General features: G+C 42.5%; 27 protein-coding genes. 20 read left to right on the forward strand and 7 right to left on the reverse strand.

Annotation, left to right across the window (positions count from 1 at the left end; genetic code table 11):
* Positions 1 to 66 precede the first annotated feature (66 nt).
* The 3 genes from KHB02_RS04340 (at position 67) to clpP (ending at position 1,656) form a co-directional block, all read left to right on the forward strand.
* Positions 67 to 207, forward strand: coding sequence for a hypothetical protein (locus KHB02_RS04340; RefSeq protein WP_213139958.1), 141 nt, complete (start codon positions 67 to 69; stop codon positions 205 to 207).
* A 155-nt stretch (positions 208 to 362) separates the two neighbouring features.
* Positions 363 to 1,043 (forward strand): sigma factor-like helix-turn-helix DNA-binding protein, encoded by a 681-nt coding sequence (locus KHB02_RS04345; RefSeq protein ID WP_213139959.1) that lies wholly within the window; start codon positions 363 to 365, stop codon positions 1,041 to 1,043.
* Between the two features lie 28 nt (positions 1,044 to 1,071).
* Positions 1,072 to 1,656, forward strand: coding sequence for an ATP-dependent Clp endopeptidase proteolytic subunit ClpP (gene clpP, locus KHB02_RS04350; RefSeq protein ID WP_213141231.1), 585 nt, complete (start codon positions 1,072 to 1,074; stop codon positions 1,654 to 1,656).
* 35 nt (positions 1,657 to 1,691) lie between these two features.
* Here the strand turns inward: clpP and KHB02_RS04355 are convergent, their stop codons facing one another.
* On the reverse strand, positions 1,692 to 2,087 hold the full coding sequence (locus KHB02_RS04355) for a DUF2243 domain-containing protein (protein ID WP_213139960.1): 396 nt from the start codon (positions 2,085 to 2,087) through the stop codon (positions 1,692 to 1,694).
* A gap of 166 nt (positions 2,088 to 2,253) precedes the next feature.
* On the opposite strand from KHB02_RS04355, the gene KHB02_RS04360 reads away from it, so the two are divergent.
* Both KHB02_RS04360 and KHB02_RS04365 read left to right on the forward strand, forming a co-directional pair.
* A complete protein-coding gene (locus tag KHB02_RS04360; RefSeq protein ID WP_213139961.1) occupies positions 2,254 to 2,757 on the forward strand; it encodes a DinB family protein in 504 nt (167 codons plus the stop codon).
* A 121-nt stretch (positions 2,758 to 2,878) separates the two neighbouring features.
* On the forward strand, positions 2,879 to 3,553 hold the full coding sequence (locus tag KHB02_RS04365) for an NUDIX hydrolase (protein ID WP_213139962.1): 675 nt from the start codon (positions 2,879 to 2,881) through the stop codon (positions 3,551 to 3,553).
* On the opposite strand, the gene KHB02_RS04370 is transcribed toward KHB02_RS04365, so the two are convergent.
* The gene (locus tag KHB02_RS04370) at positions 3,530 to 4,375 is read right to left on the reverse strand and encodes an MBL fold metallo-hydrolase (protein ID WP_213139963.1); all 846 of its coding nucleotides are present in this window, start codon (positions 4,373 to 4,375) and stop codon (positions 3,530 to 3,532) included. The genes KHB02_RS04365 and KHB02_RS04370 overlap by 24 nt on opposite strands.
* Before the next feature lie 112 nt (positions 4,376 to 4,487).
* Entirely contained in the window at positions 4,488 to 5,375 is an 888-nt protein-coding gene (locus KHB02_RS04375) for a LysR family transcriptional regulator (protein WP_213139964.1), read from the reverse strand.
* A gap of 236 nt (positions 5,376 to 5,611) precedes the next feature.
* Between KHB02_RS04375 and KHB02_RS04380 the strand changes: the two genes are divergently transcribed.
* Both KHB02_RS04380 and cysI read left to right on the forward strand, forming a co-directional pair.
* Entirely contained in the window at positions 5,612 to 7,417 is a 1,806-nt protein-coding gene (locus KHB02_RS04380; protein ID WP_213139965.1) for an assimilatory sulfite reductase (NADPH) flavoprotein subunit, read from the forward strand.
* Positions 7,418 to 7,444: 27 nt separating this feature from the next.
* Positions 7,445 to 9,163, forward strand: coding sequence for an assimilatory sulfite reductase (NADPH) hemoprotein subunit (gene cysI, locus KHB02_RS04385; protein WP_213139966.1), 1,719 nt, complete (start codon positions 7,445 to 7,447; stop codon positions 9,161 to 9,163).
* Positions 9,164 to 9,194: 31 nt separating this feature from the next.
* Here cysI and KHB02_RS04390 read toward each other — a convergent pair whose 3' ends face one another.
* The gene (locus tag KHB02_RS04390) at positions 9,195 to 10,094 is read right to left on the reverse strand and encodes a DMT family transporter (RefSeq protein ID WP_213139967.1); all 900 of its coding nucleotides are present in this window, start codon (positions 10,092 to 10,094) and stop codon (positions 9,195 to 9,197) included.
* Between the two features lie 239 nt (positions 10,095 to 10,333).
* Between KHB02_RS04390 and KHB02_RS04395 the strand changes: the two genes are divergently transcribed.
* From KHB02_RS04395 to KHB02_RS04405, 3 genes are all read left to right on the forward strand, one after another.
* Positions 10,334 to 11,524, forward strand: a complete 1,191-nt coding sequence (locus KHB02_RS04395) for an aminotransferase-like domain-containing protein (RefSeq protein WP_213139968.1) — start codon at positions 10,334 to 10,336, stop codon at positions 11,522 to 11,524.
* A gap of 168 nt (positions 11,525 to 11,692) precedes the next feature.
* The gene (locus KHB02_RS04400) at positions 11,693 to 12,463 is read left to right on the forward strand and encodes a cyclase family protein (RefSeq protein WP_213139969.1); all 771 of its coding nucleotides are present in this window, start codon (positions 11,693 to 11,695) and stop codon (positions 12,461 to 12,463) included.
* 14 nt (positions 12,464 to 12,477) lie between these two features.
* Positions 12,478 to 13,383 carry a fumarylacetoacetate hydrolase family protein gene (locus KHB02_RS04405; protein WP_213139970.1) on the forward strand — a complete coding sequence of 302 codons (906 nt, stop codon included), beginning with the start codon at positions 12,478 to 12,480 and terminating at the stop codon, positions 13,381 to 13,383.
* A 109-nt stretch (positions 13,384 to 13,492) separates the two neighbouring features.
* Here KHB02_RS04405 and KHB02_RS04410 read toward each other — a convergent pair whose 3' ends face one another.
* Both KHB02_RS04410 and KHB02_RS04415 read right to left on the reverse strand, forming a co-directional pair.
* Positions 13,493 to 14,296, reverse strand: a complete 804-nt coding sequence (locus tag KHB02_RS04410) for a cytochrome c oxidase assembly protein (protein WP_213139971.1) — start codon at positions 14,294 to 14,296, stop codon at positions 13,493 to 13,495.
* A complete protein-coding gene (locus tag KHB02_RS04415; protein ID WP_213139972.1) occupies positions 14,283 to 14,786 on the reverse strand; it encodes a DUF2243 domain-containing protein in 504 nt (167 codons plus the stop codon). Before KHB02_RS04415 ends, KHB02_RS04410 begins: the two co-directional genes overlap by 14 nt.
* Positions 14,787 to 14,979: 193 nt before the next feature.
* Between KHB02_RS04415 and KHB02_RS04420 the strand changes: the two genes are divergently transcribed.
* The 3 genes from KHB02_RS04420 to KHB02_RS04430 all read left to right on the forward strand — a co-directional run bounded on the left by KHB02_RS04420 (position 14,980) and on the right by KHB02_RS04430 (position 18,539).
* A complete protein-coding gene (locus KHB02_RS04420; protein ID WP_213139973.1) occupies positions 14,980 to 15,984 on the forward strand; it encodes a TAXI family TRAP transporter solute-binding subunit in 1,005 nt (334 codons plus the stop codon).
* A 79-nt stretch (positions 15,985 to 16,063) separates the two neighbouring features.
* Positions 16,064 to 16,597, forward strand: a complete 534-nt coding sequence (locus KHB02_RS04425; RefSeq protein ID WP_213139974.1) for a DUF1850 domain-containing protein — start codon at positions 16,064 to 16,066, stop codon at positions 16,595 to 16,597.
* The gene (locus KHB02_RS04430) at positions 16,584 to 18,539 is read left to right on the forward strand and encodes a TRAP transporter permease (protein ID WP_213139975.1); all 1,956 of its coding nucleotides are present in this window, start codon (positions 16,584 to 16,586) and stop codon (positions 18,537 to 18,539) included. Before KHB02_RS04425 ends, KHB02_RS04430 begins: the two co-directional genes overlap by 14 nt.
* A 67-nt stretch (positions 18,540 to 18,606) precedes the next feature.
* On the opposite strand, the gene KHB02_RS04435 is transcribed toward KHB02_RS04430, so the two are convergent.
* Positions 18,607 to 20,190 carry an acetolactate synthase large subunit gene (locus tag KHB02_RS04435; RefSeq protein ID WP_241113710.1) on the reverse strand — a complete coding sequence of 528 codons (1,584 nt, stop codon included), beginning with the start codon at positions 20,188 to 20,190 and terminating at the stop codon, positions 18,607 to 18,609.
* A gap of 150 nt (positions 20,191 to 20,340) precedes the next feature.
* Between KHB02_RS04435 and KHB02_RS04440 the strand changes: the two genes are divergently transcribed.
* The 7 genes from KHB02_RS04440 to KHB02_RS04470 all read left to right on the forward strand — a co-directional run.
* A complete protein-coding gene (locus tag KHB02_RS04440; protein WP_213139977.1) occupies positions 20,341 to 20,997 on the forward strand; it encodes a PIG-L deacetylase family protein in 657 nt (218 codons plus the stop codon).
* Complete coding sequence (locus KHB02_RS04445; RefSeq protein ID WP_241113711.1) at positions 20,994 to 22,289, forward strand: glycosyltransferase family 4 protein; 1,296 nt, start codon at positions 20,994 to 20,996, stop codon at positions 22,287 to 22,289. Before KHB02_RS04440 ends, KHB02_RS04445 begins: the two co-directional genes overlap by 4 nt.
* A gap of 14 nt (positions 22,290 to 22,303) precedes the next feature.
* On the forward strand, positions 22,304 to 23,482 hold the full coding sequence (locus KHB02_RS04450; RefSeq protein ID WP_213139978.1) for a carboxylate--amine ligase: 1,179 nt from the start codon (positions 22,304 to 22,306) through the stop codon (positions 23,480 to 23,482).
* A gap of 30 nt (positions 23,483 to 23,512) precedes the next feature.
* The gene (locus tag KHB02_RS04455) at positions 23,513 to 24,580 is read left to right on the forward strand and encodes a phosphotransferase (protein WP_213139979.1); all 1,068 of its coding nucleotides are present in this window, start codon (positions 23,513 to 23,515) and stop codon (positions 24,578 to 24,580) included.
* Between the two features lie 84 nt (positions 24,581 to 24,664).
* A complete protein-coding gene (locus KHB02_RS04460) occupies positions 24,665 to 25,603 on the forward strand; it encodes an NAD-dependent epimerase/dehydratase family protein (RefSeq protein WP_213139980.1) in 939 nt (312 codons plus the stop codon).
* 87 nt (positions 25,604 to 25,690) lie between these two features.
* On the forward strand, positions 25,691 to 26,146 hold the full coding sequence (locus KHB02_RS04465) for a hypothetical protein (protein ID WP_241113712.1): 456 nt from the start codon (positions 25,691 to 25,693) through the stop codon (positions 26,144 to 26,146).
* Positions 26,147 to 26,242: 96 nt separating this feature from the next.
* A partial coding sequence (locus KHB02_RS04470; protein WP_241113713.1) for a proline dehydrogenase family protein occupies positions 26,243 to 26,747 on the forward strand: 505 nt, incomplete at its 3' end.

The raw sequence follows: 26,747 nt of genomic DNA on the forward strand, positions 1-26,747 counted from the left end.
CTATCTTGGGCTTGGTGTGTAATAAATTTCCCATAATGAAGCACTCTAAAAATGGAGGTGAATTTTATGGAAAAAGAAAATAACCAAATTTCCGAAAATCAAACAAAAGAAACTGATGAAGCTATAATGAATAGAGTGAATCAAACCTTCGATAAAATTTCTCAAGATGTTAAAGATATGATCAATGAAAGTAACCAGTTATCATGAAGAACGCCAGAAATGGCGTTTTTTTGTGTACTTCGTGTTATTCCATTCATTATTGAATATGATAAATTAAATTTATAAATAAATTTTCCGACCCCGTATCTTTTCGTCTCCCAATAAACGTTTAGAGTGTAGAGAGTGCAAAAGGAGTGAAAACCATGTTACACAAGCTTAACCCGAAAGTCGATGAACAAGTGGATTCATACTGGCAGGAGCAGTATCCAAAACTAAAGCAGTATTGTCACTTTCTTACTCAAAACGCTTGGGATGGCGACGATATTGCACATGAAACCTATCTAAAAGCATTAAAGTATGAAAATCATCCGCAAAGGGTAACACCCGCCCTTTTAAATAAAATTGCTTATAACCACTGGGTGGACGTCATTCGAAAAAGAAAAAAGGAAAGCATTCAAGAGGATACTGAATTTACCGGTGCATGCCTCAACGTTACTCGGGATCAACTATTCAATACGGTTGAGATGCTCATCAATCATTTCACCCCAAAGCAGTCGATTATCTTTTTATTAAAAGAGGCCTTTCAATATCAAATAAAGGAAATTGCCGAAATCCTAAACACATCAGAAATGGCGGTAAAGGCCAATTTGCACCGAGCGAAAAATCGTCTTGGAAAATTAAAGGATGAAGACCAGACCCCGACTGCAGAAACATATTGGAATATCGATGAACGCGAGCAATTTGCAGAACTCTTTTATGAAGCATTAAAGAGCGAAGATCCAACGCTTCTTATTGAAAGGCTATCTTCATTTATCAGCGAAATTCCAAAAGCAAAGTTTATTCAAACCTTCTCTCCTTCAAGCACTCTCTGTATGGCTGCTTAGCCAAATAGCTTAAAAGGAGACGGTTATGATGAATACAATTCCATATGTGATTGAAAACACGAATCGCGGCGAACGATCCTATGATATATACTCGCGCTTGTTAAAGGATAGAATTATCATTATTGGCGATGAAATCAATGACCATGTGGCCAACAGCGTGGTAGCGCAGCTTTTATTTTTAGCGGCGGATAACCCCGAGAAAGAAATTTCCCTTTATATTAACTCTCCGGGAGGATCGACATCAGCTGGATTCGCCATCTTTGATACAATGCAATATATTCAGGCGGATGTCCGCACCATCTGTACCGGAATGGCGGCATCGTTTGGAGCCATGCTGCTCCTGGCTGGAACAAAAGGAAAACGGTTTGCCCTGCCAAACAGCGAAATCATGATCCACCAGCCGTTAGGAGGGGCTAGAGGGCAGGCAACGGAAATCGAAATATCTGCCAGACGTATTTTAAAACTCCGCGAGCACATTAATCAAATCATCGCTGAACGTACTGGGCAGCCGATTGATAAAGTGGCAAAAGACACTGATCGTGACTTCTTCATGAGCGCCGAAGAAGCCAAAGAATATGGGATAATAGATGAAATTTTATATCCGAAGCGTTAACAAAAACCGCCTGGACGACAAATCCAGGCGGTTTTTCATGTAAATGGCATACCATTATGGCTGCTGACTCCAGCAGACCGTTCTTTTTTGATTCCAAACCACACAAAAAAGGACCCAAAGACAACAAACAACGGCTCCAGCCAATTGGCTTCCGGCCCATTGGTAATTCGATGAAGCTGGAAAATCCAATGAAAGACAACAATATCAAAGCTCAAGAACAAACCAGCGGCGACGGTAAACCCATTAAAGAATGAACGTGAAAAGAAGCGGTAAAAGACAGCCATCAAGATCAAAAGTACAAGCAACCCTAAAAAGACGGCGCCAATCCGCTGCGCTTGCGTTTCAGCCTTCAAACCCATCGCTAAGGCATCAATTAAATGAAAGAAAAAATCTGTAACAAAGAATGCCGTAATCGCACCAAGAATCCGCAATTTATATTTCCCCTTTTAGTAAAAAATGAAACCACTTTTAAAATTATATTCTAATAGACAAGCTTCGTTAATCTTTTTTTGAAAAAGAAATACATACATGAACCTCCACATTTTGGTCATAATGATATAGGTAGTAAATCATGACCAACAAAACGGAGGAATTATCATGTATACATCAATCCAAGAATTCGTGCAGGAATGGAACCAAGAGGCGGGGTCTACACAAAAAATCATGGATGCGTTGACCGACGGTTCCCTTCAGCAAATGGTGTCAGCGGATGATCGTTCGCTCGGGAGAATTGCCTGGCATGTCGTCGCCAGTACACCGGGAATGTTAAAGGAATTCGGTATCAATGTAGCCCAGGTTGAAAACGAAGGAACAGTCCCAACTTCAGCCAAAACTATCGCTGATGCATTTCGCAAGGTAAGTGCCGACACCGTGGAAGCAGTCCAGCAGCAGTGGACCGATGACTCTTTAAAAGATATGAAAGATGTTTTTGGGATGACGATGCCAAAGGCAGTTACCCTAAATCTTCTCATCAAGCACGTCATCCATCACCGCGGCCAGATGACCGTGCTAATGCGTCAAGCCGGACTTCAGGTACCTGGTGTATATGGTCCTGCCAGAGAAGAATGGGGCCAAATGGGAATGGAAGCACCAGCCATATAATCACTTTTCGAGCACACTAAAAAATAGTGTGCTCTTTCTTATGGAAAAAGGAAGGGAAATTTGCTCGGTTGGTTGAATATAGATGTAATTAAACTATAAATAACAGAAAGGTGGTAGAAATATGGAGGTTACACCAAGACCTGCATCCACAGTCGTGTTATTGGATCATCTCGATAGAGTTTACTTGACACAAAGACCGAAAACGATGAAATTTATGGGAGGTATTTATGTATTCCCCGGGGGAGCGGTAGATGATAGCGATGCCATCTATGATGATGAGTATATAAAAAACGAAAAGCGGGATGAATCAATAAGCCAGTCTTACTATATCGCCGCGGCACGTGAATTATTTGAGGAAGCAGGCATTCTTCTTTGTCAAACAGTCGACGGTACCCCAGTTCTTTTGGAAGAAGATACCGCCCTGGAATACCGCCGTCTGTTAATTAAAGGAGAAATTTCCTTTTTACACATGTTAAAAAAGGAAGCGCTTTATCTGAATCTAGAATACTTAACTTATTTTGGCCGAATTGTCACACCTAGTCAAAGCAAAATTCGCTTTGATACAAAATTCTTCCTAGCCAGGCTGCCCGAGGGTCAAACGCCAATACCAGATGAAAATGAAATTGATGATTCTTTATGGATTCATCCCCAAGAAGCTCTAACTCGATATGAAGAGGAAACAATTCCATTAGCACCGCCAACGATTCATACATTGAAAACGATTGTTCATTATGTAAAAAGCGGTCAACTTTCGATGCCGGAGTTTAATCGATCAGACTACAAGATTGTTTTTTAACATATAGGCTTCTTCATGCTGTGTGACGGATTCCTCGTTTATCAATTTGATTAAATGTGCCTCAGTTGTTCTTTTTGCCACTTCAAACACACTAGGATGAATGGAATCTTGATAAATCAAATTCGTTAAATCGACAGAAGTTAAACACTGATGTTCTTTCAGCAAGTCCTTAATTTGGTTTTCACGATACAATCTTCGGTTCAACACAAACTCAATGTGCTCATACGGCGTTGTAACCCATTCCCCATGGCCAGGACCGATTTTACTGATCTTTAACTGTTGCAGGCGATGGAGGGTTTTAAAATAATCACCCATGTCACCATCCGGAGGGCCAATCCAGGATGTTCCTTCCGCGACGATATTATCCCCTGCGAGGAGAATTTGCTTAGAAGGAATATACAGGTTCAACTGGCCAGCCGTATGGCCAGGGGCATGAAGAATATGTACTTCCTCACCCGCAACACGGAGAACGTCCAAATCATTTAAAAAAGAAATATTGCTCCAAGGTGAAATGGCTGATTGAGTTTCCTCTTTTTCAAGGTGATGACAGTACACAACCGGATTCCAGTCGATAAGCTGACAAACACCAGGAGCATGGTCAGGATGGGAGTGTGTAAGAATAATCGTTTTTGGGACAGCGATTTCATTTTCAACAAGGGCATTTTCTATTACACTTCGCGTTTCCGGCTGGTCATATCCGGCGTCAACCAAGATACTTTCCTCCCCATTCCCAATCAAATAGCAGTTGGTTGTCATATGGGGAAGTAAAGTAGGGGTCGGAACGGGCACACGTATTATCTTAAGATCATTTACTTTTTTCATAAAAATACATCCTTTCATCCTTTTTCGGCAGATTTCTATTTATTTACTAATTTATTCATCGTGCTAATGAAAAAATCCTGCTGAAAAATAGAGAAAAGGATGCACAGTCATTTTACTTCGGCCATTTTTGAGTTAAGGAATGAATAAACGTCTTCACATTTCGCTTTTCTTCCATGATAGGCGAATATATATATGAAAGAGTTCGATTAAAAGTTTGATTTTTTACATGAATAATAGATAGCAGTCCTTGCTTGACCTCCCTGTCAATAATACTGCCGGACAGAAGTGACAGCCCCATTCCGTTAATGAGCGTTTCTTTTATTCCTTGGCTGCTGCTGATGGTTAAAAAGGATTTGACCTTCAAACCATTGGAACGAATAACATGATTTAAATACTCACGGGTTCCCGAACCATTTTCCCGTGTTACCCATGTTTGATTCTGAAGGTCAGCCATGGTAACTCCTTTTTTTCGAGCGAGTTCATGATTGTTCGATGAAACCACGAATAACTCGTCTTCCATAAAAGGGTGGACCGATAGTTCCTTTTCATTTGTGTGACCCTCAATTAATCCAATATCCACTTTATACAATTTTACTGATTGTGCAATTTCCTCTGTGTTGCCGATCACTACATGAAGATCCAATTCCGGATAATCTTTCTGCAGATCAATCAGTAAAGCCGGGAGGATGTATTCCCCAATCGTAAAACTGGCCCCGATGATTAATTCACCTTTTATTGAATCTTGGTGTTCAAGAATGTCCTGGCGAGTTTGTTCATAAATGGTAATCATTTGTTTGGCTCGTTCGTAAAGTATCTCACCCGTCGGAGTGATTTGCAGGAATTTTGGAGAGCGCAGAAATAATTTTGTTTGAAATTCTTTCTCAAGATTTTTGATATGTAAACTCACACTGGGCTGTGACATTAGCAGCAGCTCTGCCGTTTTTGTGAAATTTTTCACCTCTGCAAGGGTGACGAACGTTTTTAATTCTTCGTAATGCATAGGAATCCCGCCTTATTATTAAAAAAACTAATAGTTTCGATAATTAATATTTATTTTACTAATGTTTAGATATTCGGTAAAGTGAAAATGACATATTCGCAAGCATACTTTTTCTATAATTCCTACTTGACTTATAGGAATAGTAAAACTATTATAATAGTAATCAATTTTTCAATGAAAATGATGTCTTAAAGCAATTTCAAAATGGCTTATTTTCCTTAGGGGAGTGATATTTTTTGCAACTTCAGGTATTGAACAGTCCATTTACTGAGGAGCAGGCAGAGCTCCTAAATCGTCTTCTGCCAAGCTTAACGGAATCGCAAAAGGTCTGGTTAAGCGGGTACTTTGCTGCCTCTGCGAATTCAATTGCATTGGGAGCACCGGCAGGTCAGCCTGCACAATCCCAAAGCGTATCCAAAGAGGTGACGATTCTTTATGGATCGCAAACTGGAAATTCCAAGGGTCTGGCGAAAAAAGCAAGTCAGGCACTTGAGGGGATTGGATTTAAAGCAACCGTTTCGGCGATGAGTGATTTTAAACTGAACAATTTAAAAAAGGTTCAAAACCTGCTCATTATTGCTAGTACACATGGTGAGGGTGAGCCGCCTGATAACGCAAAATCCTTCCATGAGTTCTTGTTTGGAAAACGGGCGCCAAAGCTTGACGGTCTGCAATTTTCCGTTTTGGCACTTGGAGACAGCTCATACGAGTTTTTCTGTCAAACCGGAAAAGATTTTGACAAACGTTTGGAAGAGCTTGGCGGCACTAGACTTTATCCACGCTTTGACTGTGATGTAGATTTTGACGAGCCGGCTGGTGAATGGCTGCAAGGTGTTCTTGGCAGCTTGAATGAAGTACAAGGGGGAAGTGAAGCATCAGCCCCTGTTCCTGTAGGAACAACTCAAACTGCTGAGTCTATGTACTCAAGAACAAATCCATTCCGTGCGGAGGTCCTTGAAAATATTAATTTAAATGGCCGCGGTTCGAATAAAGAAACTCGTCACCTTGAATTATCGCTTGAAGGATCTGGTCTAAGTTTTGAGCCGGGTGACAGCCTGGGGATTTATCCAGAGAACGATCCTACGCTAGTTGAACTGTTACTTCAGGAATTAACATGGAGTCCGGATGAAGTTGTTACCGTAAAACAAGGGGATGCCCGTCCACTTAAAGATGTGCTTACTTCTTATTATGAAATTACCGTATTGACAAAACCACTGCTTGAAAAAATCGCTCAGGTGTCAACAAATGTTGAGCTTAAGGAACTTGTTGCAGCAGGCAATGAGGATAAATTAAAGGCTTATATTGAGTCCAGAGATTTACTAGATTTGATCCATGATTTTGGTGCTTGGGGAGAATCGGCACAAGAGTTTGTATCCGTATTACGTAAAATTCCAGCACGACTTTATTCCATTGCTAGCAGTTTGTCTGCTAATCCGGATGAAGTTCATTTGACTATTGGCGCCGTCCGCTACGCGGCACATGGCCGCGAACGGAAGGGTGTCTGCTCAATTTTAACAGCGGAGCGTCTGGAAGCAGGAGATACCTTGCCTATATTCATCCAGCATAATGAAAACTTTAAACTGCCTGTTAACCAGGATGCGCCGATTATTATGGTTGGGCCGGGAACAGGGGCTGCGCCATTCCGTTCATTCATGCAGGAGCGTGAAGAAAACGGTGCGGAAGGTAAAGCTTGGATGTTCTTTGGCGATCAGCATTTTGTGACGGACTTCCTCTATCAGCTTGAATGGCAAAAATGGCTAAAGGACGGCGTACTTACAAAGATGGATGTAGCGTTTTCTCGCGACCAGGCTGAAAAGGTATATGTGCAGCAGCGCATGTTAGAGCAAAGCAAGGAATTGTTCCAGTGGCTTGAGGAAGGTGCTTACTTCTATATTTGCGGTGATGAAAAGCACATGGCACATGATGTCCATAACACTTTAATTGAAATTATTGAAAAAGAAGGCAATATGAGCCGTGAGAAAGCGGAAGAGTATGTAGCCGAAATGCAGCAGCAAAAACGCTATCAGCGTGACGTATATTGATTTGGTTTTGAAAGGAGTCTTTTCAACATGGTGAACTCAATTTTAAAAGCACCGGATGGTAAGCCAAGTGATGTCGAGCGTATAAAAATAGAAAGCGACTATTTACGCGGCACGCTGACGGAAGTAATGCAGGACCGGTTAAGCGCAGGTATTCCTGATGATGACAACCGTCTGATGAAGCATCATGGCAGTTATTTACAGGATGACCGCGATCTTCGTAATGAACGACAAAAACAGAAATTAGAACCAGCATATCAATTTATGCTCCGTGTCCGTGCACCAGGCGGTGTTGTAACACCGGAACAATGGCTGGTATTGGATGGGCTTGCCGATAAGAACGCCAACGGCACCATCAAACTGACTACTCGTCAATCATTCCAATTTCATGGCATTTTAAAATGGAATATGAAAAATACAATTCAGGAAATCCACAACACATTGTTAACGACTCTTGCTGCCTGCGGAGACGTGAACAGAAACGTGATGTGTAACCCAAATCCATATCAATCCGAGATACATGCGGAAGTGTATGAATGGGCGAGCTATTTAAGTGAATATCTATTACCTCGTTCTAGAGCTTATCATGAAATCTGGCTCGATGAGGAAAAGATTGCTGGCACACCAGAAGTAGAAGAAGTGGAGCCATTATATGGACCAACCTATTTACCACGTAAATTCAAGATTGGTATTGCTGTTCCGCCATCAAATGATATTGATGTGTTTTCTCAGGACCTAGGTTTGATTGCAATTGTAGAAGACGGTAAGCTTGCTGGTTTCAACGTAGCAATTGGTGGCGGCATGGGTAGCACACATGGCGACAAAGCAACCTATCCACAGGTTGCGAAAGTCATCGGATTCGTTACTCCTGACAAAATAGTCGAACTGGCTGAAAAGACCATTTCGATTCAGCGGGATTACGGAAACCGCTCTGTTCGCAAGAATGCCCGTTTCAAATATACTATTGACCGCCTTGGATTGGAGACGGTTAAGGCAGAATTAGAAAACCGCCTTGGCTGGAGCTTGGATGAGGCAAAGCCGTACCACTTTGACCATAATGGTGACCGATACGGCTGGGTGAAAGGCGTTGGGGGCAAGTGGCATTTTACCTTCTTTGTTGAAAATGGACGTGTGAAAGATTTTGAAGATTACAAGCTGAAAACAGGCTTAAGGGAACTAGCCAAAATCCATACTGGTGATTTCCGTTTAACACCTAATCAGAATCTTGTGATTGCCAATGTTTCAAGTCAGAAAAAGAAAAAAATTTCCGAATTAATGGAGCAATATGGCTTAACTGATGGTAAGCACCATTCGGCTCTACGCCGTAATTCAATGGCGTGTGTTGCGCTCCCAACATGCGGATTGGCATTTGCTGAAAGTGAACGCTACCTGCCACAGCTAATTGAAAAGATTGAAGAGATTGTAGATGAGAACGGACTGCGTGATGAGGAAATTACAATCCGCATGACTGGCTGTCCGAATGGTTGTGCCCGCCCGGCGCTATCAGAAATCGCGCTGATCGGGAAAGCGGTCGGAAAGTACAATTTGTATCTTGGGGGCGCTTTTGACGGCAGCCGTATGAACAAAATGTACCGTGAAAACATTGGTGAAGCAGAAATTCTAAATGAATTGAGCGTCCTTCTTGGCCGTTATGCGAAGGAACGAAATGAAGGAGAGCACTTCGGAGACTACGTTATCCGTGCTGAAATCATTAAAGCTGTTACAGACGGAACTAATTTCCACGACTAATAAATAAGAAGGGGCATGAAGCCGCTGTGCATTAGGCAGTGCGGGTCATGCCCCTTTTCTTACTTTTATTTGGAGTTTGATAGGTTGCTAGAACAGCACCTATAATGGTTATGATGCCTCCTAGCAGGGTTGCCAACGACACGCTCTCTCCTAATAACAAAACACCAAATACAACGGTCCAAATGGGCAGCAAATTGATAAATGGCGCAGCTAGTGCCGGTCCAACCATTTCTACTCCTGCGCTCCAGGAGAAGAAGGCAACAACAGAAGCCAACGTGCTAACGTAGACGACTGCAAGCCAGGCAGAACCTGTCATATGGATCATTCCCGTATCGACGGTGCCTATGCAGCTTAACGCGCTCCATAGGGTACCATAAAAGGATGCGCCGGCCGTCATGGTTAACGGATCCATACTTTTCCCGTAGCGTTTCAAAAGAACGGTATACATTCCCCATGCCAAGCAGGATAACAGAATCTCAATTTCTCCGATTAGGGAGCTGTGGGATGCCCCGCTTTGTTTTCCCTGAATTAAAATCATCACACCAATCACTGAAATGACAGCACCAATCCACGATTTAGCATGAATCTTATCCTTTAAAACAAACGGTGTAAACAGCAAGATGGCAATCGGAATCCCTGCAGATATCATTCCAGCTTGAGAAGCACTTAAGGATCTTAATCCTAAGTAATTTAAGGTTGAAAAAGCAAACACCCCAAAAAACCCAAGAATCAAAAATTCCTTCCATTTTTTTCGGATAGGGAAATCCTTTTTATTAAAGGCAAGTATTCCCCAAAGAAGGATCGTTGATATGCCCCACCGAATCGTGTTTAGCAGCGTTGCCGGCAGAGCAGGTGCCAGAAAACGACCGCATATGTAATTACCGCCCCAAAGAATGGTGGCTAAGATTAATAGTGCAACACCTTTTTTCATGTAAATTACCCTTTCTAGTTAGTCTGAAACATTCAGTTTATACTATTAAATTATGATACTACTTTAAAATTATTTAGGAAAGCGAATGGTTTCAATTTTTCAAAACATTTAGAAATAAATTCTTGCATATAAGGATTTTATATTATACTATTTAAAATAATATCAATTTTCAATTATATGCTTTAGTAAAATAGCATTAAATTGAACTATTTATTTTTCAAAAAAGGAAGCGACTAACATTGAATTATCCATTTGCATCTCGTACTCAAAGCTTTGAATCATCTGCTGTCAGGGACATCCTAAAAGTGACGCAACAGGCTCATGTCATTTCATTTGCCGGAGGACTGCCAGCTGAGGACATTTTCCCAGTGGAAGCGGTAAGAACTGCCTATGATAAGGTTTTTTCCTCAGGAAACAACGCCTTACAATACGGTTTAACTGAAGGCTTTATCCCGCTTCGTGAAATGATTCAAACTAAAATGGAGCGAAAGGGAATTACATCTTCCCCTGAAAATATATTGGTTACAACAGGATCCCAGCAGGTCATTGATTTGTTCTCAAGAATCATGCTAAGCGAAGGGGATGTCGTTCTAACCGAGGACCCTACATATTTATCTGCCTTGCAGGTGTTCCACTCATACGGGGCGGAGGTAATTGCTGTCCATAGTGATCAGGAGGGAATGGACCCTGAGGATTTAAGGGTTAAACTGGAACAATACCAGCCTAAATTTGTTTATGTCATTCCAACTTTCTCAAATCCAGACGGCAAGGTTTGGAGCGCGGAAAGACGCCAGCATTTACTAGACCTTTGCTATCAATATAATATTCTGATATTAGAAGACGATCCATACGGGGATATTCAATTCCATGACGACGAGTATTACCAGCCGCTGGCATCACTTGATGAGCAACGTACCCATGTCGTTTATACGAGTACCTTCTCGAAATCCGTTGTCCCTGCACTCCGCACAGGCTGGGTAACCGGTCCGATCGAAATCATTCAAATGATGGCGAAAGCCAAGCAAATGAACGATTTGCATTCGAGCAGCCTAGACCAGCAGGCACTATATTATCTGCTGCGCGATTTCGACTTGGATTCCCATATCCAAACAATCCGCCGCGAGTATTATCTTCGAATGACGATTATGCGGGATTACCTTGCAAAGCTCGGCACTGACTTGTTCAAATGTGCTGAACCGAAAGGCGGCATGTTTATGTGGGTGGAAGCCAATGAAGAGATTAATACCACCGCATTGCTGCATCAGGCAGTTGAAAAGGGTGTAGCCTTCGTGCCAGGAGCTCCATTCTATGTAGGTCAGCCAAAGTATAACACCTTCCGCCTAAACTTCAGCCATTCTTCACCTGAACGGATTCAGGAGGGAATGGATCGGTTGGTAAGTGTCCTGCTGAAGCCGGCACATTCTAAATAAATTTAAATTGAAAAACGTGTTAAGGATAAATTTCCTTAACACTTTTTTTGATGAGTCAATACTTACTCATTGGTAAATTTCGACAACATTTTTAACCTATATTTGTTATGATTTCAGTCGTAAACGGAAAATGTCCAACCTATACCTTTACGGAAAAGGGGTAAATAAATGAACCGCAGCCAATTGCGTATTATTGATTTAAGTGTTCCATTGGATATTCGAGCGAAGGAGCCTTTCCCACCTGAAATCCTCTATGAATCGCACGAACAGGGGGCCGAGCAGGCCGCCAAAATCCTAGGATTAAAGGGCAGCGATTTTCCGGACAGCGCAGCCTGGGCGGTAGAAACGGTCACGCTGACAACACATACCGGAACACATGTTGACGCGCCGTGGCATTATGCGGCCAAAACAGCAGGAGAACCATCAAGAACAATCGACGAACTGCCTCTCGAATGGTTCTATGGCAACGGTGTTCTCTTTGACTTTAGCGAAAAACAGCCGGGCTATGAAATCCAAATAGAAGATTTAGAAAAACAATTGCAAGAAATGAACTATCAGCTGAAACCTTATGACATTGTCTTGATAAGAACTGATGCCGATAAAAAATATTTCGAAGAGAACTATGCTGCTGTCCACGCTGGCGTATCGGCGGATGCAACACGCTGGCTCATTCAAAAAGGAATAAAAGTCATGGGAACAGACGGCTGGGGCTGGGACATTCCGCTTTATCATCAAGCTGCCGATTATAAGCAAAATCCGCGTGATGGCGTCCTGTGGGCGGCCCATTATGTTGGAAAGGAAGCAGAATATTGCCAAATTGAAAAACTGGCAAACTTGGATTTACTGCCAAAACGATTCGGCTACAAAGTAGCGGTTTTTCCAGTCAAAATAACAGGTGCCAGCGCAGGCTGGGCGAGACCAGTTGCCATTTTTGAATAAAGGAGACAATAGGAATGAAATTTATAACATTTATTGATGCAAACGGCCGCCAAAAAGCCGGCTGGATTAAGGATGAGAACGTTTATGATATAAATCTTGTTAGCAACGGTGAGCTGCCTGATAATCTATTAGAGTTAATTAAAAACTATACCGGATATTTGCCAGTTTTGAAGAGTTTGGAGGGCATTGCGGAGCCATCTGCTCAGTTAAACGAAGTTACACTAACAGCTCCACTGCCAAATCCGCCAAGTGTAAGGGATTTTATGGCTTTTGAATTGCATGTGTTGAATGCCAGGAAACTAACAGGCCGCAAGGTACCCGAAGAATGGTATGAAATACCTGCTTTTTATTTTACCAACCATTTAGTTTTGTCGGGCCACAATGAAAAAATAGAACGTCCTCCCGGCTGTTTCGCGTTGGATTATGAATTGGAGCTGGGCTGCATCATTGGCAAGGAAGGGAAGAACATCAAGGCAGAGGAAGCTGAAGACTATATTTTCGGCTACACCATATTTAACGATTGGTCGGCCCGTGATCTGCAGCAGAAAGAGATGAAAATCGGGCTAGGGCCGGCGAAGGGTAAGGACTTCGCGACCACCATCGGACCTGTTATCGTCACGAAGGATGAGCTTGAAAAATATCGATTCGGCCGCGGCTTTGATTTAACGATGACAGCCAAAGTAAATGGAGAACTGCTATCAAAAGGAAATGCTAAAGATCTCTATTACTCATTTGGACAAATGATCGAAAGGGCATCGGCTGGAGTCACGCTCTACCCTGGAGATATCCTTGGATCCGGCACTGTCGGAACGGGCTGCCTCCTCGAGCTTGGACCAGAGGTTCACCGATGGTTAGAGCCCGGCGATTCCGTAGAGCTAGAAATCACCGGCATCGGTAAATTGAAGAACCAGATTATTTAATGCATGCTGAAGCCGCCGATATGTGAGGGCGGCTTTATTTGGCTAATAAGAAAGTATAAACTTTCTGTCGAAAGCTTTATACTTTCTTAACGCATAAGAGTAACTACAACTACGCCTCTGTCTTCGCCCTTAGGGGCTTGCCAATCGGCGAGTTTTCTTTATACCACTGATAGCAAAAAATAACAACAAGGATAAGATCAATAACGTCACCGCCATAGTACATAAGCAAACTGCCAGACTCAGCCTGATCAGCTGGAACCCCTGCAGGTGGATGGGCATAAATGTACTTGGAAAGGATTCCGTGCCCGGCTAACGCCGCTACCATCACAATTCCACGGTATATAAAGCTCCTTCGATGCGGTATTGGATCAATATTCACAAGCGCGGAGGTAAATACATATCCTCCAAGAAAGACATGTAAATGGACTGCCACGTAAACAAGGGTGTGTTTATGCATAGCCATATAAAGGTCACTTGTATAAAGAACCCAAAGTCCTCCGACGTTTATCAGGGATGCAACAACCGGATCACTAAGAAAAAGAAAATATCTCTTTTTTAAAAAGGTAACAAGTCTCCGCGCAGCATTCACGTTTAATGTTCTTAAAATTATTGTCATCGGAGCCGCTAATACCATTAATAAGGGAGCCAGCATGCCCAAAAGCAGGTGGCTGAGCATATGTGCTGTAAAATCCTGATGGGCCCGCACAGCTAACGGTCCGCTAACCGCGGCAACAGCACAACATATAGCTAAAACAAAGAAAAATGTCCGGTTTAACGGCCATGTTTTTTTTCGAAATTTTAATAGGGAAACTGCTAACAGATACAAAAACAATACCAACACGAGCGGCAATAAAAGGACAACCTGTAAAAATGTATCGTCCAAATAATGAGTAACATGATTATTGGAGTGCATTTTCTGTCATTTCTCCTGAAGGCAAAGATTTTCTCCGTGCCCGGTGCAGAAGAATGAAGCCTGCGATTATAATCATTATTGCCAGAACGTTCCAGACGATGTCATAGGGCAATATTTCAACGTTATAGCGAATCTGGTGAAGCTTCATCAGTTTGTGCTGTATGATGCCATCATACAGATTAAATAAACCTGCACCGAGGCACATACCAGCTAACCACCTTGTTGTCTCCCATGCGTTCCGGCGGCGCAGATCTGCCACCATAAACAAAGCCCCTACAGTCGCAATCCAACTAAACGCATGGAAAAGTCCATCAGAAACCAGACCAATGCCTGTAGTGGATTTGTCATAGAAGTGATGCCAGTGGAGAAGCTGGTGAAAAAAAGTCTCATCTATAAATGCCACCAATCCAATACCAAACAGGAACCCCGACCAGACATTTCGAGTAGAATAAACTCCGTGCTTATTTTTTTGTTTTATCGTTCGAGCCATATTATTAACCTCGTTTAATTGGCTGTTATTTATAACAGTCCATTTTTTTCTATTATTACTTTATCCGAAATAGAATAGCCATAATCAGAAGTTAGGACTAAAGAACTAATTTAACCAGAAATGACAAGTTTCCTCCTTCTACTTAATAAAGATAGTTACGACAGACAGAAAATTTTTAAAGGGGGATCTACAATTGAAAAAGAAAAAGTTTCTTCTCTCTATGATTTTTGTTGTGGTCATGTCTATGATTCTGGCAGCATGCGGTTCTAGCACGAAGGAGGAAGAGACCACAACCGGTACAAGCGGTGGTGAAAAAGCAGAAGAAAAGCCAAAATTCATCAGTATTTTGACCGGTGGAACAGGCGGGACCTATTATCCACTGGGCGGTTCTTTTGCCAAGATTATTAAGGATGCCACAGGAATAGAAGCAAACGCTGAGACTTCAGGAGCTTCCGCAGAAAATATGAACACCTTAAAAAATGGTGACGGAGAAATTGCTTTCACCCAGACCGATATTGCGGCTTATGCTGTTGAAGGTAAGCTGATGTTCAAGGAAAAGGTCGGAAATATTAAGGCTATTGCCACCCTCTATCCGGAAACCATTCAAATTGTCACGACTAAGAAATCAGGTATCAAATCCATAGCAGATTTGAAGGGGAAAAAAGTTTCTGTGGGAGCACCAGGTTCCGGAACAGCAGCAAATGCAGAGCAAATTCTCGAAGTACATGGCCTTAGCTTCAATGATATTCAAAAGCAGGACCTTTCCTTTGATGAATCTACCCAAGGAATTCAGGACGGGACAATTGATGCAGCATTCGTAACGGCAGGTACGCCAACCGGAGCTGTAGAGAGCCTATCCGCGACAGAAAACGTGGTCATTGTCCCGATTGCCCAGGATAAAATCGACGCGCTGATTAAAAAGTATCCATACTATATCAAGGATGAAATCCCATCCGGAACTTATGGGCTCAGTTCTGTGGTTTCTACTGTAGCTGTCCAGGCCATGCTTGTAGCAAGAAGTGATCTGTCAGAGCAAGTCGTATACGATATCACGAAAGCCATTTTTGAAAATCTCGATAAAGTGACCCATGCCAAAGGGAAGCTCATTAAAGTGGAGAATGCCCTAAATGGGGTAGGGATTGATGTCCATCCCGGAGCAAAAAAATACTTTGATGAGAAAGGCGTCAAGGCCCAATAAAACTATCTTGTTCACAATTATTGACCGGCTCTGGCATACGCTAGCCGGTCTCGTTTTCTTCATTATTTAAGGAGGAAAAATGAAAATTAAAAAAATAGCACAAATATTCATTGTGCTAGCTATTTGCTTATCTATCGCTATGCTTGTAATAGCACTCATTCCACTCCGGCAGGCGCTTGTGTTCACACCGGTTCATTCAAGTGCCAAAGCCGCTTTTATTCTAGTAAACAATGAATCCACCTTTCAAATTAAGTACACCCATTCAATCCACCTGTCTGACGTAGTGGAAAGCTACAAAATCACCGCTGATCAGCAAATTCAGCAATATGAATTAGAGTATGAGGATACATCAATTGGAATGCCGGCAAATGCCGATAAGGGTGAACGTTTTGAACAGCTCAACGGAAAGTATTACATCAAGAACATGAAACGAATTTTCCCATCCTTTTATTTGCGAATCGGACAGGTCCGGGCCAATCACCGCGTCATTTTTAATCATAAGGAATATCCTTTAGCGCATACCATTAAACCGGGAACAGTCGTTAATGTAGAAATACGGAAACTGAATATATTTCAAATTTGGAAAGGAGTGAACATCCTTGAGTACTTATGAGGAAGCACTGTCTGAAGAACAACAGCAGGAGCTTTTAGAAAAATACGACCCGGAAGCAGGTGCAAGAAGGCTGAAGGGCAGGATTGGCTGGATTGTGTTTGCCATTCTGTTGGCCTTTTCTTTATTTCATCTCTATACGGGAATTTTCGGAGTATTAACTGCCCAACTGCAAAGGTCCATTCATTTAGGTTTTGCATTAGCGCTTATATTTTTACTTTTTCCGGCCAGCAAGAAAAAACGTGGGAAAGAGCATAAGGTTGCTTGGTACGATTATATTTTAGCCGCAATTTCAGTGGTTGTTGGCGCCTATTGGCCGGTCATGATCGATGACTTGGTATTACGGGCTGGCATGCTTACCGATCTTGACTTTTATGTTGGTTTGGCAGCGATTGTATTGGTGTTGGAAGCGACCCGCAGAGCGGTTGGTTTGCCCATCACGATTATTGCCATCGTTTTTATGGTGTACGCTCTATTCGGTCCATATATGCCCAGCTTTTTAGCGCACCGCGGCTTGGACCTGGACCGACTCGTGCAAACGATGTTTTTTACGACGGAAGGCATATTGGGAACACCGATTGCGGTGTCTGCTACCTACATCTTTTTGTTCTTATTATTTGGTTCTTTTTTAATTAAAACAGGAGTGGGCGAATACTTTAACGATTTGTCGATTGCGATTGCGGGCCGAAGTGTCGGCGGGCCGGCCAAGGTGGCGGTTTTCTCAAGTGCCTTGCAAGGAACAATCAGCGGTAGTTCTGTCGCCAATGTAGTAACGTCTGGGGCCTTTACAATCCCGATGATGAAAAATCTTGGTTATAAAAAGGAATTTGCCGGGGCAGTTGAGGCAGCCTCATCAACCGGGGGACAGTTGATGCCTCCTGTAATGGGGGCAGCGGCCTTCCTCATGGTCGAGTTTATCGGAAACGGGATTTCTTACTGGGATATCGCTAAAGCTGCGGCGATCCCAGCTGTCCTGTATTTTACCGGAATTTGGATTATGACTCATTTCGAAGCTAAGAAAATCGGCCTTCGCGGGTTGACAAAGGAAGAGATGCCAAACCGGAAAGAAGTATTCAGCAAGCTTTATTTATTGCTTCCGATTGTTGCCATCGTTCTGTTGTTGATGTCCGGGATGAGTGTAATACGCGCGGCTCTTTGGTCAATCGTCATCACCGTGGTGGTAAGTGCATTAAAAAAAGAAACCAGAATCGGCTTTAAAGGAATCATCGACGCATTGGCAGATGGTGCGAGGTCGGCCCTCGGAGTGGCCGCCGCTACAGCAGCCGCCGGCATCATTGTTGGGGTGGTGACGAAGACGGGGCTGGGCCTGAAAATGGCGAATGGCTTGCTCGATTTATCCGGTGGATATTTGTTGCCGACTTTATTTTTGACAATGATCGCTTCTCTGATATTGGGCATGGGTTCTCCGACGACAGCCAACTATGTCATCACCTCCACGATAGCCGCACCAGCCATCATTTTATTAGGGGTTCCAGATTTATCAGCCCATTTATTCGTGTTTTATTTCGGGATTGTCGCCGATATTACACCGCCAGTGGCCTTAGCTGCGATGTCTGCAGCGGCTATATCGGGAGGTGAACCATTCCGGACAGGGGTGGAGTCAACGAAACTGGCGATCAGTGCATTTATCATCCCGTATATGTTTGTGCTTTCACCGGAATTGCTAATGATTAATACAACCTGGACGTATGTTATTTGGGTGGTCTTTACGGCGTTTATCGGGATGATTGCCATCAGTGCAGGTGTAATTGGTTTTTGGATGAGAAAAATGCACTGGTTAGAACGGATTGTCGCCTTGATTGCCGGTTTATGCTTAATTTATCCGGAAAAAATAAGCGACATTGTCGGGCTGGTGGTATTCGCGCTTTTATTCGGCCTACAGGTAATGCATAAACGAGGAAATGCTGCGAAAACTAGTCCCTAAACAAAAAGCGGTTCCACCATAAAGTTCTAAGGTGGAGCCGCCTTTTTATATCCCGTCATGGGTTACTTCAGATGGAAACATCAATCAATACGATTTCCTCTGAGGCAAGTGCCTCTTTAAAAACTTTTTCAAAATATGACAACGTTTCGATCCGGAAACCTTTAATGCCGAAGCTATCGGCCAATTGGACAAAATCAGGATTCCCGAAGGTAAGGCCGTAGTTTTCTCCAAACATTTTGTTCATCGTTTGGACTTCAAGCTTGAGCATTGAGTCGTTTAAGACAATGATGATAAAAGAAAGGCCTAAACGCTTGGCGGTTTCGACTTCGGAAATATTCATTAAAGCTCCGCCGTCTCCGGTAATGCAAATAACCTGGTCGGAAGGGCAGGCAAGCTTCGCACCAATGGATCCCGGAATGGCAATCCCCATTGAAGCCAGCCCATTTGAGATTATCGTTCTATTCGGCTTTTTAGGCTGATAGGTTCGGGCAATTGCAACTTTATGGGCCCCTACATCGGAAATCACAATTGCGTTTTCGTTGGTGCATTTTTCAACTATATGAAGAATGTTTTCGATCGTTAAATTCGAATCGGTTTGCTCTGTTTGATAAGCTGTTTTTATTTTTTCCTGAAGGCCGCCGCCAGATGGGGCCCAAGTTTTGTGCGGAAGCTTTTGCTGCACAAGCATTTCAAGTGTTTTCTTGATATTTCCGACCAATTCAGCTTGAACTGGGTAATACTCATTTACTTCTGCCGGAACTGTATCAATATGGAAAACCGGCAGTTTTTTTGGATTCCAATCCTTTGGCAACTTTTCAACAACATCAAACCCTATGACAATGAGGAGGTCTGCCTCTTCTAGTCCAACTAAAACTTCGTCCTGCTCATTAAAGCCAAAGGTAAAATATTGCTGACGGTGATCTTTTGGCAACACCCCTTTGGCCATAAAACTATGTGTGACAGGGACATCGAGGGCCTCGATAAAGGAGAGCAGTGCGTCCCCGGCATCCTGACGGATGACCCCGTTTCCGACAATGATAAATGGCTTAAGATGATTTTCAATAAGGCGGACGGCATATTTTATCGCCTCCATATCAGGAACCAAGTCTGGAATCGGCGGAACCGGCAAAGGTTTGTTTGGGATCATCTGTGCTGCCAGATTTTCCGGGAGGGTGACCACTACAGAGCCGGGTTTTTCTAATTTTGCCGTTCTGAAAGCTTTTCGGATTGTAGTTGGAAGGGATTGAGACTCCAGAATTTGCGTGCTCCATTTTGTGACCGGTTCAAACAACTTGACAATGTCGACAAATTGATGGGATTCCGGATGCTGCCTATTCAAGCCTGCCTGGCCGACAATGGCCACGACCGGTGAATGATCAAGCTGGGCACTGGCAATGCCAGTTAATAGATTGGCGGCACCGGGTCCAAGAGTGGACGTACAAACACCAGGTTTATTAGCTAGCCTCCCATAAACATCTGCCATAAAAGCGGCACCTTGTTCGTGCCGGACATTTACAAACTGGATCTGCTCCGATTTTGACATGGATTCGGCAAAATCCAGCGTTTCCTTTCCGACAATTCCAAATATATATTCCACACCTTCGTTTTCCAGGCATTGTACAAGCACATCCGTTACTTTCAAATCATTCATCTCCCCAAAATTTTTTCATACTCTAGTTTTTACCAAATAATGTCCAAAAAATCTGCCCGTTTTCATTGTTCCTGAACGGGTGTCCCTGTCCCTGATACGCTTTTTACATATAATTACAAGAAAGCATTTTTTATAAGGTGAGGTGGAACAGTGAATCAGACAGTTCTCGTGGTTGCAGCACACCCCGATGACGAAATCCTCGGAATCGGCGGAACGATAAAAAAATTAATTAATCACGGCTATAAGGTTGTAACCGTTGTTGCTGCAAAAGGGAGGAAGGAAGAGGAGAATCATATCAAGCCCTTTATGCAAAAAGCAAACGAACAACTAGGGGTGGAAGAAACCGTTTTTTTAGAAATGCCGAACCTGTTATTAGAAATGATGCCCTTGCACGAACTTAATAAGGAAGTGGAAAAACTAATCGCCCAATATGACCCATGCATGATTTTTACCCATCATTATGGCGACCTAAACCGAGATCATCAGGTTCTGTTTCAAGCGGTCCTTACGGCAGCCCGGCCGCTGCCCGGCAGGAGACCGATAGAGATTCTCTGCTTCGAAACAGTTTCCTCAAGCGAATGGAGTCAGCACACAAATGACAAGGAGTTTAAACCTAATTATTTTGTCGATATATCCGATACCATTCATGATAAAATCAGTGCCCTAAAGCATTATGATGTAGAAATGCGCCCTTATCCTCATCCACGTTCTTATGAGGGAGTCACCTATTTGGCTCGAGTCCGCGGGATGACAGTCGGTGTCGAATATGCCGAAGCATTTGAAATCATCAGGAGGGTTTGGAAGTGACTGAAGAACAAAAAAATGAACCACCCTCCACACAAATCTTATTCCCGCAGCTCATCGCCCAAATGGACAAATATTATGGATTAACAGAACAATTGGAGGATAATGGAAAAAGGTGTCAGACACCTTCTTCTATAAGTTCTCAAAAGGATAAATTGCGTATTTTAATGACAACTTTTTGGGAATATCCGTTTGTGGGGGGCTTGCAGAATTATATTGCTGCTTTGAAGAGCGGGCTTGAGGATTTGGGGCACCAGGTCGATGTTTTGAGCCCGAATCAATTTCCAAGGGATGAAGTGAAAAAGCTTCGGTCTGAGATTACCGAGAATGCAAAACAATTTTTCATTAACCGTTATGGGAGTTATAATCAAAAAATTTTAAGAAATTATTGTGATTTATCTGTTTTTGAAGCTTTGGCAAAAAGTGTGGATTTAAAAGAATACGATATTATTCATTCGCAAGACCGGTTTACTGCACTGGTGATGGCAAAATTAAATCAGAAATATAACAAACCACTATTATTCACTCCGCATGGTTTTATGACCCAGCGCCGCTTAAAGTTCAATTTAATTGAAAAAGGCTCGTTAGAGGAATTCTACTTTTCTGAAATTGATAGACAAGCCGTAATCAACGCCAGTCATATCGTCATCTTATGCGAAGTATTCAGGCCTCTTTTGCAAAGTCTAGGAGCAGAAGATGAAAAGATGACGACCGTTTATACCGGTATCCAATTTGAAAGAGTGAAAGCGGCGAAGCAGAGGGACAGCATCGTGATTACCTGCGTTTCCCGTCTTCGCCCGCGCAAGGGCCATAAATATTTATTCGAAGCACTTGCCCTTCTTAAGAAAAAACTAGGAAATGTAGAAGTCCGTATTGTTGGTGACGGGGAGATGCGGGAGGAACTCGAGAAGCAGGTTCTGGACCTTCAACTGAAGAATGTTAAATTTTTGGGAAAGAGGACCGATATTCCGGATCTTTTAAGCGAATCTGACATCTTTGTCCTACCCACGACGAGTGATACTTTGCCAATTTCAGTCATTGAAGCGATGTTTGCCAAGCAAGCCATTTTAACAACTGATTGCGGCGGCATCCCTGAGATCATCCGTGATGAATATTCCGGACTGATAGCAGAACCCGCCAATTCCAAACAGCTCGCCAAAAAGCTGCTTAGGCTCGTAAAGGAACAGACCTTAAGGAAAAAATTGGCGAGACAGGCACGGAACTATGCGAAAAAACAATTAACTGTGAATTATATGGCTCTAAAAATAGCTGGAATCTATCAATCTTTATTATGAAAGGAGGGAAACGTGTGCATCACGATATCCCTGCCGTCGTACTTGATATGAGTGCCACCGGAATCGGTATCGTCAGAAGCCTGGCACAAAAAGGAATTAAGGTTTACGCCTTTGACACTTTAGGTAAATACAAAATTGGCAAAACGCGGCATGCCATTTGCGGCGCTTGTCCGAATCCGGTAACGGAAGAAGAGGCGCTGCTCTATTTTCTCTGCCAAGTTGGACTTAACTTTTCTCAGAAAGCGGTCATGTTAGCAGGCTCAGATGATTATGTTCATTTTATTTCAAAAAATAGATACGTTTTATCGCAATACTATCGTTTTTTATTGCCAGAGCACTCTCTGATCGAAGCAGTCCTCGATAAACGACTGACCTATGAATTAGCCGTTAAATCCGGCGTTCCCTGCCCAAAAACTTTTATCGTAAACGATGAGCAGCAGCTAGTTCAAATTATTGGACAGCTAATCTTCCCCTGTATTTTAAAACCCGTCCATTCCTCTCATTTTCGCTCTAATATTGATCACAAGCTGTATAAAAAAGCCATCTTGATTGAAGATGCCGCACAACTACAAGAGGAATATCTTTTTTATCGTCAATATGGAGAGCTAATGATTCAAGAAGCCATACCGGGTGAGGAGAATGCTATTTTCTCCGTTAAAACCTTTTTTGATAAGAAGATGGATTTAAAGGGTCTGTGGATGAATCAAAAGCTCCATCAATTTCCGCCGCACTTTGGCTCTTCTGCACTAGTAGTCAGCAAAAGGGAGGAGGAAGTCATCAAGCTTGCTGTACCCTTTCTAAAGTCAATTGAAATGAAAGGATTGGCCATTGCTGAATTTAAAAAGGATCCTAGAGACGGAAAGTTTAAATTCATCGAAATTAACCCAAGAATCGGTTTGACTCAAGGCTTATCGATTGCTTGTGGCGTTGATTTAGCCTATTTATATTATTTATCACTTACCAATCAAGATCCGGAGCCAGTCGTAGTGCAGAAGGATGGTATCAAATGGGTCTACTTTGTTCGTGATTTCTTGTCCTTCCGGCAAAAGAAAAGACTCGGTGAGATGACATTTTTCGAGTGGCTGAAGGGTCTTTCCGGGAAAAAAGTCGAGGCGCTGTTCAGGTGGGACGATCCGTTACCGTTTATTCGCAGCTTTGTCTCACATCTTCGCAATTTATGGAGCAGACGGTAAAAAATTTGCACAAAAGGAGGGATTTTTCCTTTGACCAGTAAGGAAGAAATTCTCAGCCAATGGCAGCATTATGGCTGGGAAGAAAAGTTTGCGGGCGTTCTTCAAAAACCCGTCACCTTAAGCGAAATAGAATGTTTGAAAAATTCAAGGGATAAAACAAGTGTTTGGAAACTAACTTTAAATTCGGAATCAGGAACCGTTCCTGTCATCCTGAAAATTTTTCAGCAACCGTTAAAAGAAAACCACCTGGTAGAAATGAATATGTATCGTAAGGCCTATCCTGTTTTTCAGGAAATGATGCCGAAAATGATTTGGCTGGAGTCTGATGTAAAGGATCGTGAATTCTGGCTGTTTACTGAATGCTTGGAGACGGTTCGGGGTCAGATTAAGCTGAGACCTTATCACCTAGAACGAATGATTCCAACAGTGGCCAAATTTCATGCCCTTACTTTTAAAAACCGTCTTTCAGATGAGCAGGCGCCGTTATTTGATTCGTGGCTTCCCCGTTATGAGTCTAAGGAGTTGACTACGGAAAGAATCGAACATATTGAAAAAACAAAGGAACACCTGGATTTAGCCATGAAGGATCCAGATTTAAGGAAATTGGTAGAGCCCGCTTATGATATCCTTAAAGTCATTTTGGGAAAGGGGCCATTATTTTTCCCTGAAGTGATTAAAGCAGGGCAGTGCCTCATCCACGGTGATCTTCATATTCACAATATTTGCTGTCAAGACACGAGCGATGAACACAATTGGCCTGTTCAATTGATTGATTGGGAGTCTGCCAAATACGCACCTTGCTGGTATGATCTTGTTGTACTTGTTGAACTGCTTATTGATTTCCGCGCCGATTGGCATAAGAAGGAGGAGGACATTCGCTGCCGCTGTGTAGACATTTACAGCAAAGAAATGGCAAAGTACGGAATTGTCTTTCAAGAAGATCCTGTTAAGCTTTTAAAAATGACTTATTTGCAAAGGGTTTTGGAAAAAAGATTGCTAAATCATTTACGCAGGGTGTTAAACGGAGAAAAGAGCCTCCTTTTAAAAAGATACCTTGAGAAAATCGTGGTTTGGGGTAAGGAGCTCGATTTATATTAGGTTTTTTATTGAAAGTTAGGGGGATCATTTTATGATGAGAAAGAAGCAGGGCAAACTCGCTGAACTGGATGGCAGTGAGTATAAATGAAAGTTCTGGTAACAGGTGGAGCGGGGTTTATCGGCTCTCATGTTGTGCAAAATTTAATAAAGTCCGGCCATGATCCGGTTGTGGCCGATAATTTATGTACAGGTAGTCTTGAGTTTGTTGAAAAGGATGTCCCCTTTTATAAGGTAGATATAACCTCGCCGCAGATCGAGACTGTTTTTGCAAAGGAACGTCCGGATGCAGTTATTCACCTAGCGGCACAGGTAGATGTGGCCTATTCAATTCAAGATCCGGCAGGGGACGCCAGACAAAATATTCTCGGAACGATTCAGCTTTTGGCCAATAGCCAGCGATTTGATGTGAAGAAATTTATCTTTTCCTCTAGCTGTGCTGTCTATGGGAAACAGGATGATGTAAGTATAGAGGAGACATTCCCTGTTCAGCCTTTATCCTATTATGGGATTTCCAAGTATTCCTCAGAAATGTATATCAAAGCCTTTAACAGTTTGCATCAACTTCCCTATACGATATTGAGATATGCCAATGTGTACGGACCCCGGCAAAGCACAAAAGGGGAAGGCGGGGTCATTTCGATTTTTGCGCAAAAGGTTCTTCAGGGAATTCCGCCCTTTATTTATGGCGACGGAGAGCAGACAAGAGATTTCGTCTTCGTGAAAGATGTTGCCGAGGCTAATGTGCTATCGCTTAACAGTGGTACGAATGAAACCTTTAATATTGGCTGTAATATAAAAACTAGCATCAATGAACTCTTTCAATCTATCTCCAAACTTACCTCTAAAAACATCCAACCAATCTTCTCGCAAGCCCGCAGTGGAGATATCCTCCACAGCTGCCTTAACAACTCCAAAGCGAAGTCACTTTTGGGCTGGGAGCCAAAATATGATCTTCATAGCGGTCTAACCGAAACACTAAATTATTACTTGAACACAAATGAAAAAGGTTCATTTGGTGCCTGAACATCGCCTCCTAAATTGGGGGCTTTTATTTTTTAAAAATAAGTGCAACACTATAGGCAAACAGACTTAAGCTATTTGAGGGCAGGGATGAAAATGATTTTTACGAGCATCATAATCATTATCTTATTAGTATATTTTTTAATTGTACGACCGCTAACCAGCCGAAACCGTCCACAAATCATGGAACCTCCGCACAGAAATTACTACGGACGGCAGGATTATTACCCTTCTGGGGGCGGAGGTTTTGGTCGGTTTGGAACCTTCGCAGGGGGCATGGCGGCAGGCGCTTTATTGACCTATCTTTTTGAACAAGGCAGAATTGGCTTTGATCAATTTCAAACAATGCAGCACCTGCAAGACCATGAAATCATGCAGCAGTTGATGGAGCAAAATATTATCCAAGAGGATGAGATTGAACAGCTCCGGGAAGAGCTAGGGAATGACCCTAACCAGGATTACGATTATGACAATGCAGACAACGATGACCAGCAGGATGATTATGACCAAGGAGATTATGACAGCGGTGACGATAATTGGGTATAAGCTAGATTCATTTTGAATTTTCTCAAAATAAGTTTTATTGGAAGCGTATGCTATAATATTTTTGTAAATTGAATACAACAGTAAAAGGGAGCAGTCATGATGTTAAAAGATATATTTATGAGTCTATCGCAAAATCAATTCCTTAATAGTACTGCCAAAAAGTACGGCTTGAAGATGGGAGCACAAAGTGTTGTTGCGGGAACAAATATTGAGGAAGCAATAAAGAGTATTAAGGACCTCAACGCCAACGGAATCTCCTGTACTGTCGATAATTTGGGAGAGTTTGTATTCAAAGAAGAAGAGGCAGCAGCTGCTAGGGAACAGATTCTTAAAGTTATCGAAGCAATACATAGTAATAATGCCGACGCACATATCTCTTTAAAACCGACTCAACTCGGGTTAGATATTGATTATAGTCTTTGCTTAAACAATGTCAGAGAGATTGTCGACAAGGCAAATCAATATAACATGTTTGTCAATATCGACATGGAGGATTTCAAGCATCTTCAGCCAACGTTTGATCTATTAGATGATCTTTCTTTAGAGTATGATAATGTCGGTACCGTTATCCAGGCTTACTTCCATCAGGCAATGGATTATC

Origin of the sequence: Neobacillus citreus (genome assembly GCF_018343545.2) — a bacterium.
Classification (GTDB): Bacteria; Bacillota; Bacilli; order Bacillales; family Cytobacillaceae; genus Neobacillus; species Neobacillus citreus.

Bases quoted from the DNA above. Each gene is read 5' to 3' on its own strand.
- KHB02_RS04340 (WP_213139958.1), top strand. From the start codon at position 67: ATGGAAAAAGAAAATAACCAAATTTCCGAAAATCAAACAAAAGAAACT.
- KHB02_RS04345 (WP_213139959.1), top strand. From the start codon at position 363: ATGTTACACAAGCTTAACCCGAAAGTCGATGAACAAGTGGATTCATAC.
- clpP (WP_213141231.1), top strand. From the start codon at position 1,072: ATGAATACAATTCCATATGTGATTGAAAACACGAATCGCGGCGAACGA.
- KHB02_RS04360 (WP_213139961.1), top strand. From the start codon at position 2,254: ATGTATACATCAATCCAAGAATTCGTGCAGGAATGGAACCAAGAGGCG.
- KHB02_RS04365 (WP_213139962.1), top strand. From the start codon at position 2,879: ATGGAGGTTACACCAAGACCTGCATCCACAGTCGTGTTATTGGATCAT.
- KHB02_RS04370 (WP_213139963.1), bottom strand. From the start codon at position 4,375: ATGAAAAAAGTAAATGATCTTAAGATAATACGTGTGCCCGTTCCGACC.
- KHB02_RS04375 (WP_213139964.1), bottom strand. From the start codon at position 5,375: ATGCATTACGAAGAATTAAAAACGTTCGTCACCCTTGCAGAGGTGAAA.
- cysI (WP_213139966.1), top strand. From the start codon at position 7,445: ATGGTGAACTCAATTTTAAAAGCACCGGATGGTAAGCCAAGTGATGTC.
- KHB02_RS04390 (WP_213139967.1), bottom strand. From the start codon at position 10,094: ATGAAAAAAGGTGTTGCACTATTAATCTTAGCCACCATTCTTTGGGGC.
- KHB02_RS04400 (WP_213139969.1), top strand. From the start codon at position 11,693: ATGAACCGCAGCCAATTGCGTATTATTGATTTAAGTGTTCCATTGGAT.
- KHB02_RS04405 (WP_213139970.1), top strand. From the start codon at position 12,478: ATGAAATTTATAACATTTATTGATGCAAACGGCCGCCAAAAAGCCGGC.
- KHB02_RS04410 (WP_213139971.1), bottom strand. From the start codon at position 14,296: ATGCACTCCAATAATCATGTTACTCATTATTTGGACGATACATTTTTA.
- KHB02_RS04415 (WP_213139972.1), bottom strand. From the start codon at position 14,786: ATGGCTCGAACGATAAAACAAAAAAATAAGCACGGAGTTTATTCTACT.
- KHB02_RS04425 (WP_213139974.1), top strand. From the start codon at position 16,064: ATGAAAATTAAAAAAATAGCACAAATATTCATTGTGCTAGCTATTTGC.
- KHB02_RS04435 (WP_241113710.1), bottom strand. From the start codon at position 20,190: ATGAATGATTTGAAAGTAACGGATGTGCTTGTACAATGCCTGGAAAAC.
- KHB02_RS04460 (WP_213139980.1), top strand. From the start codon at position 24,665: ATGAAAGTTCTGGTAACAGGTGGAGCGGGGTTTATCGGCTCTCATGTT.
- KHB02_RS04465 (WP_241113712.1), top strand. From the start codon at position 25,691: ATGAAAATGATTTTTACGAGCATCATAATCATTATCTTATTAGTATAT.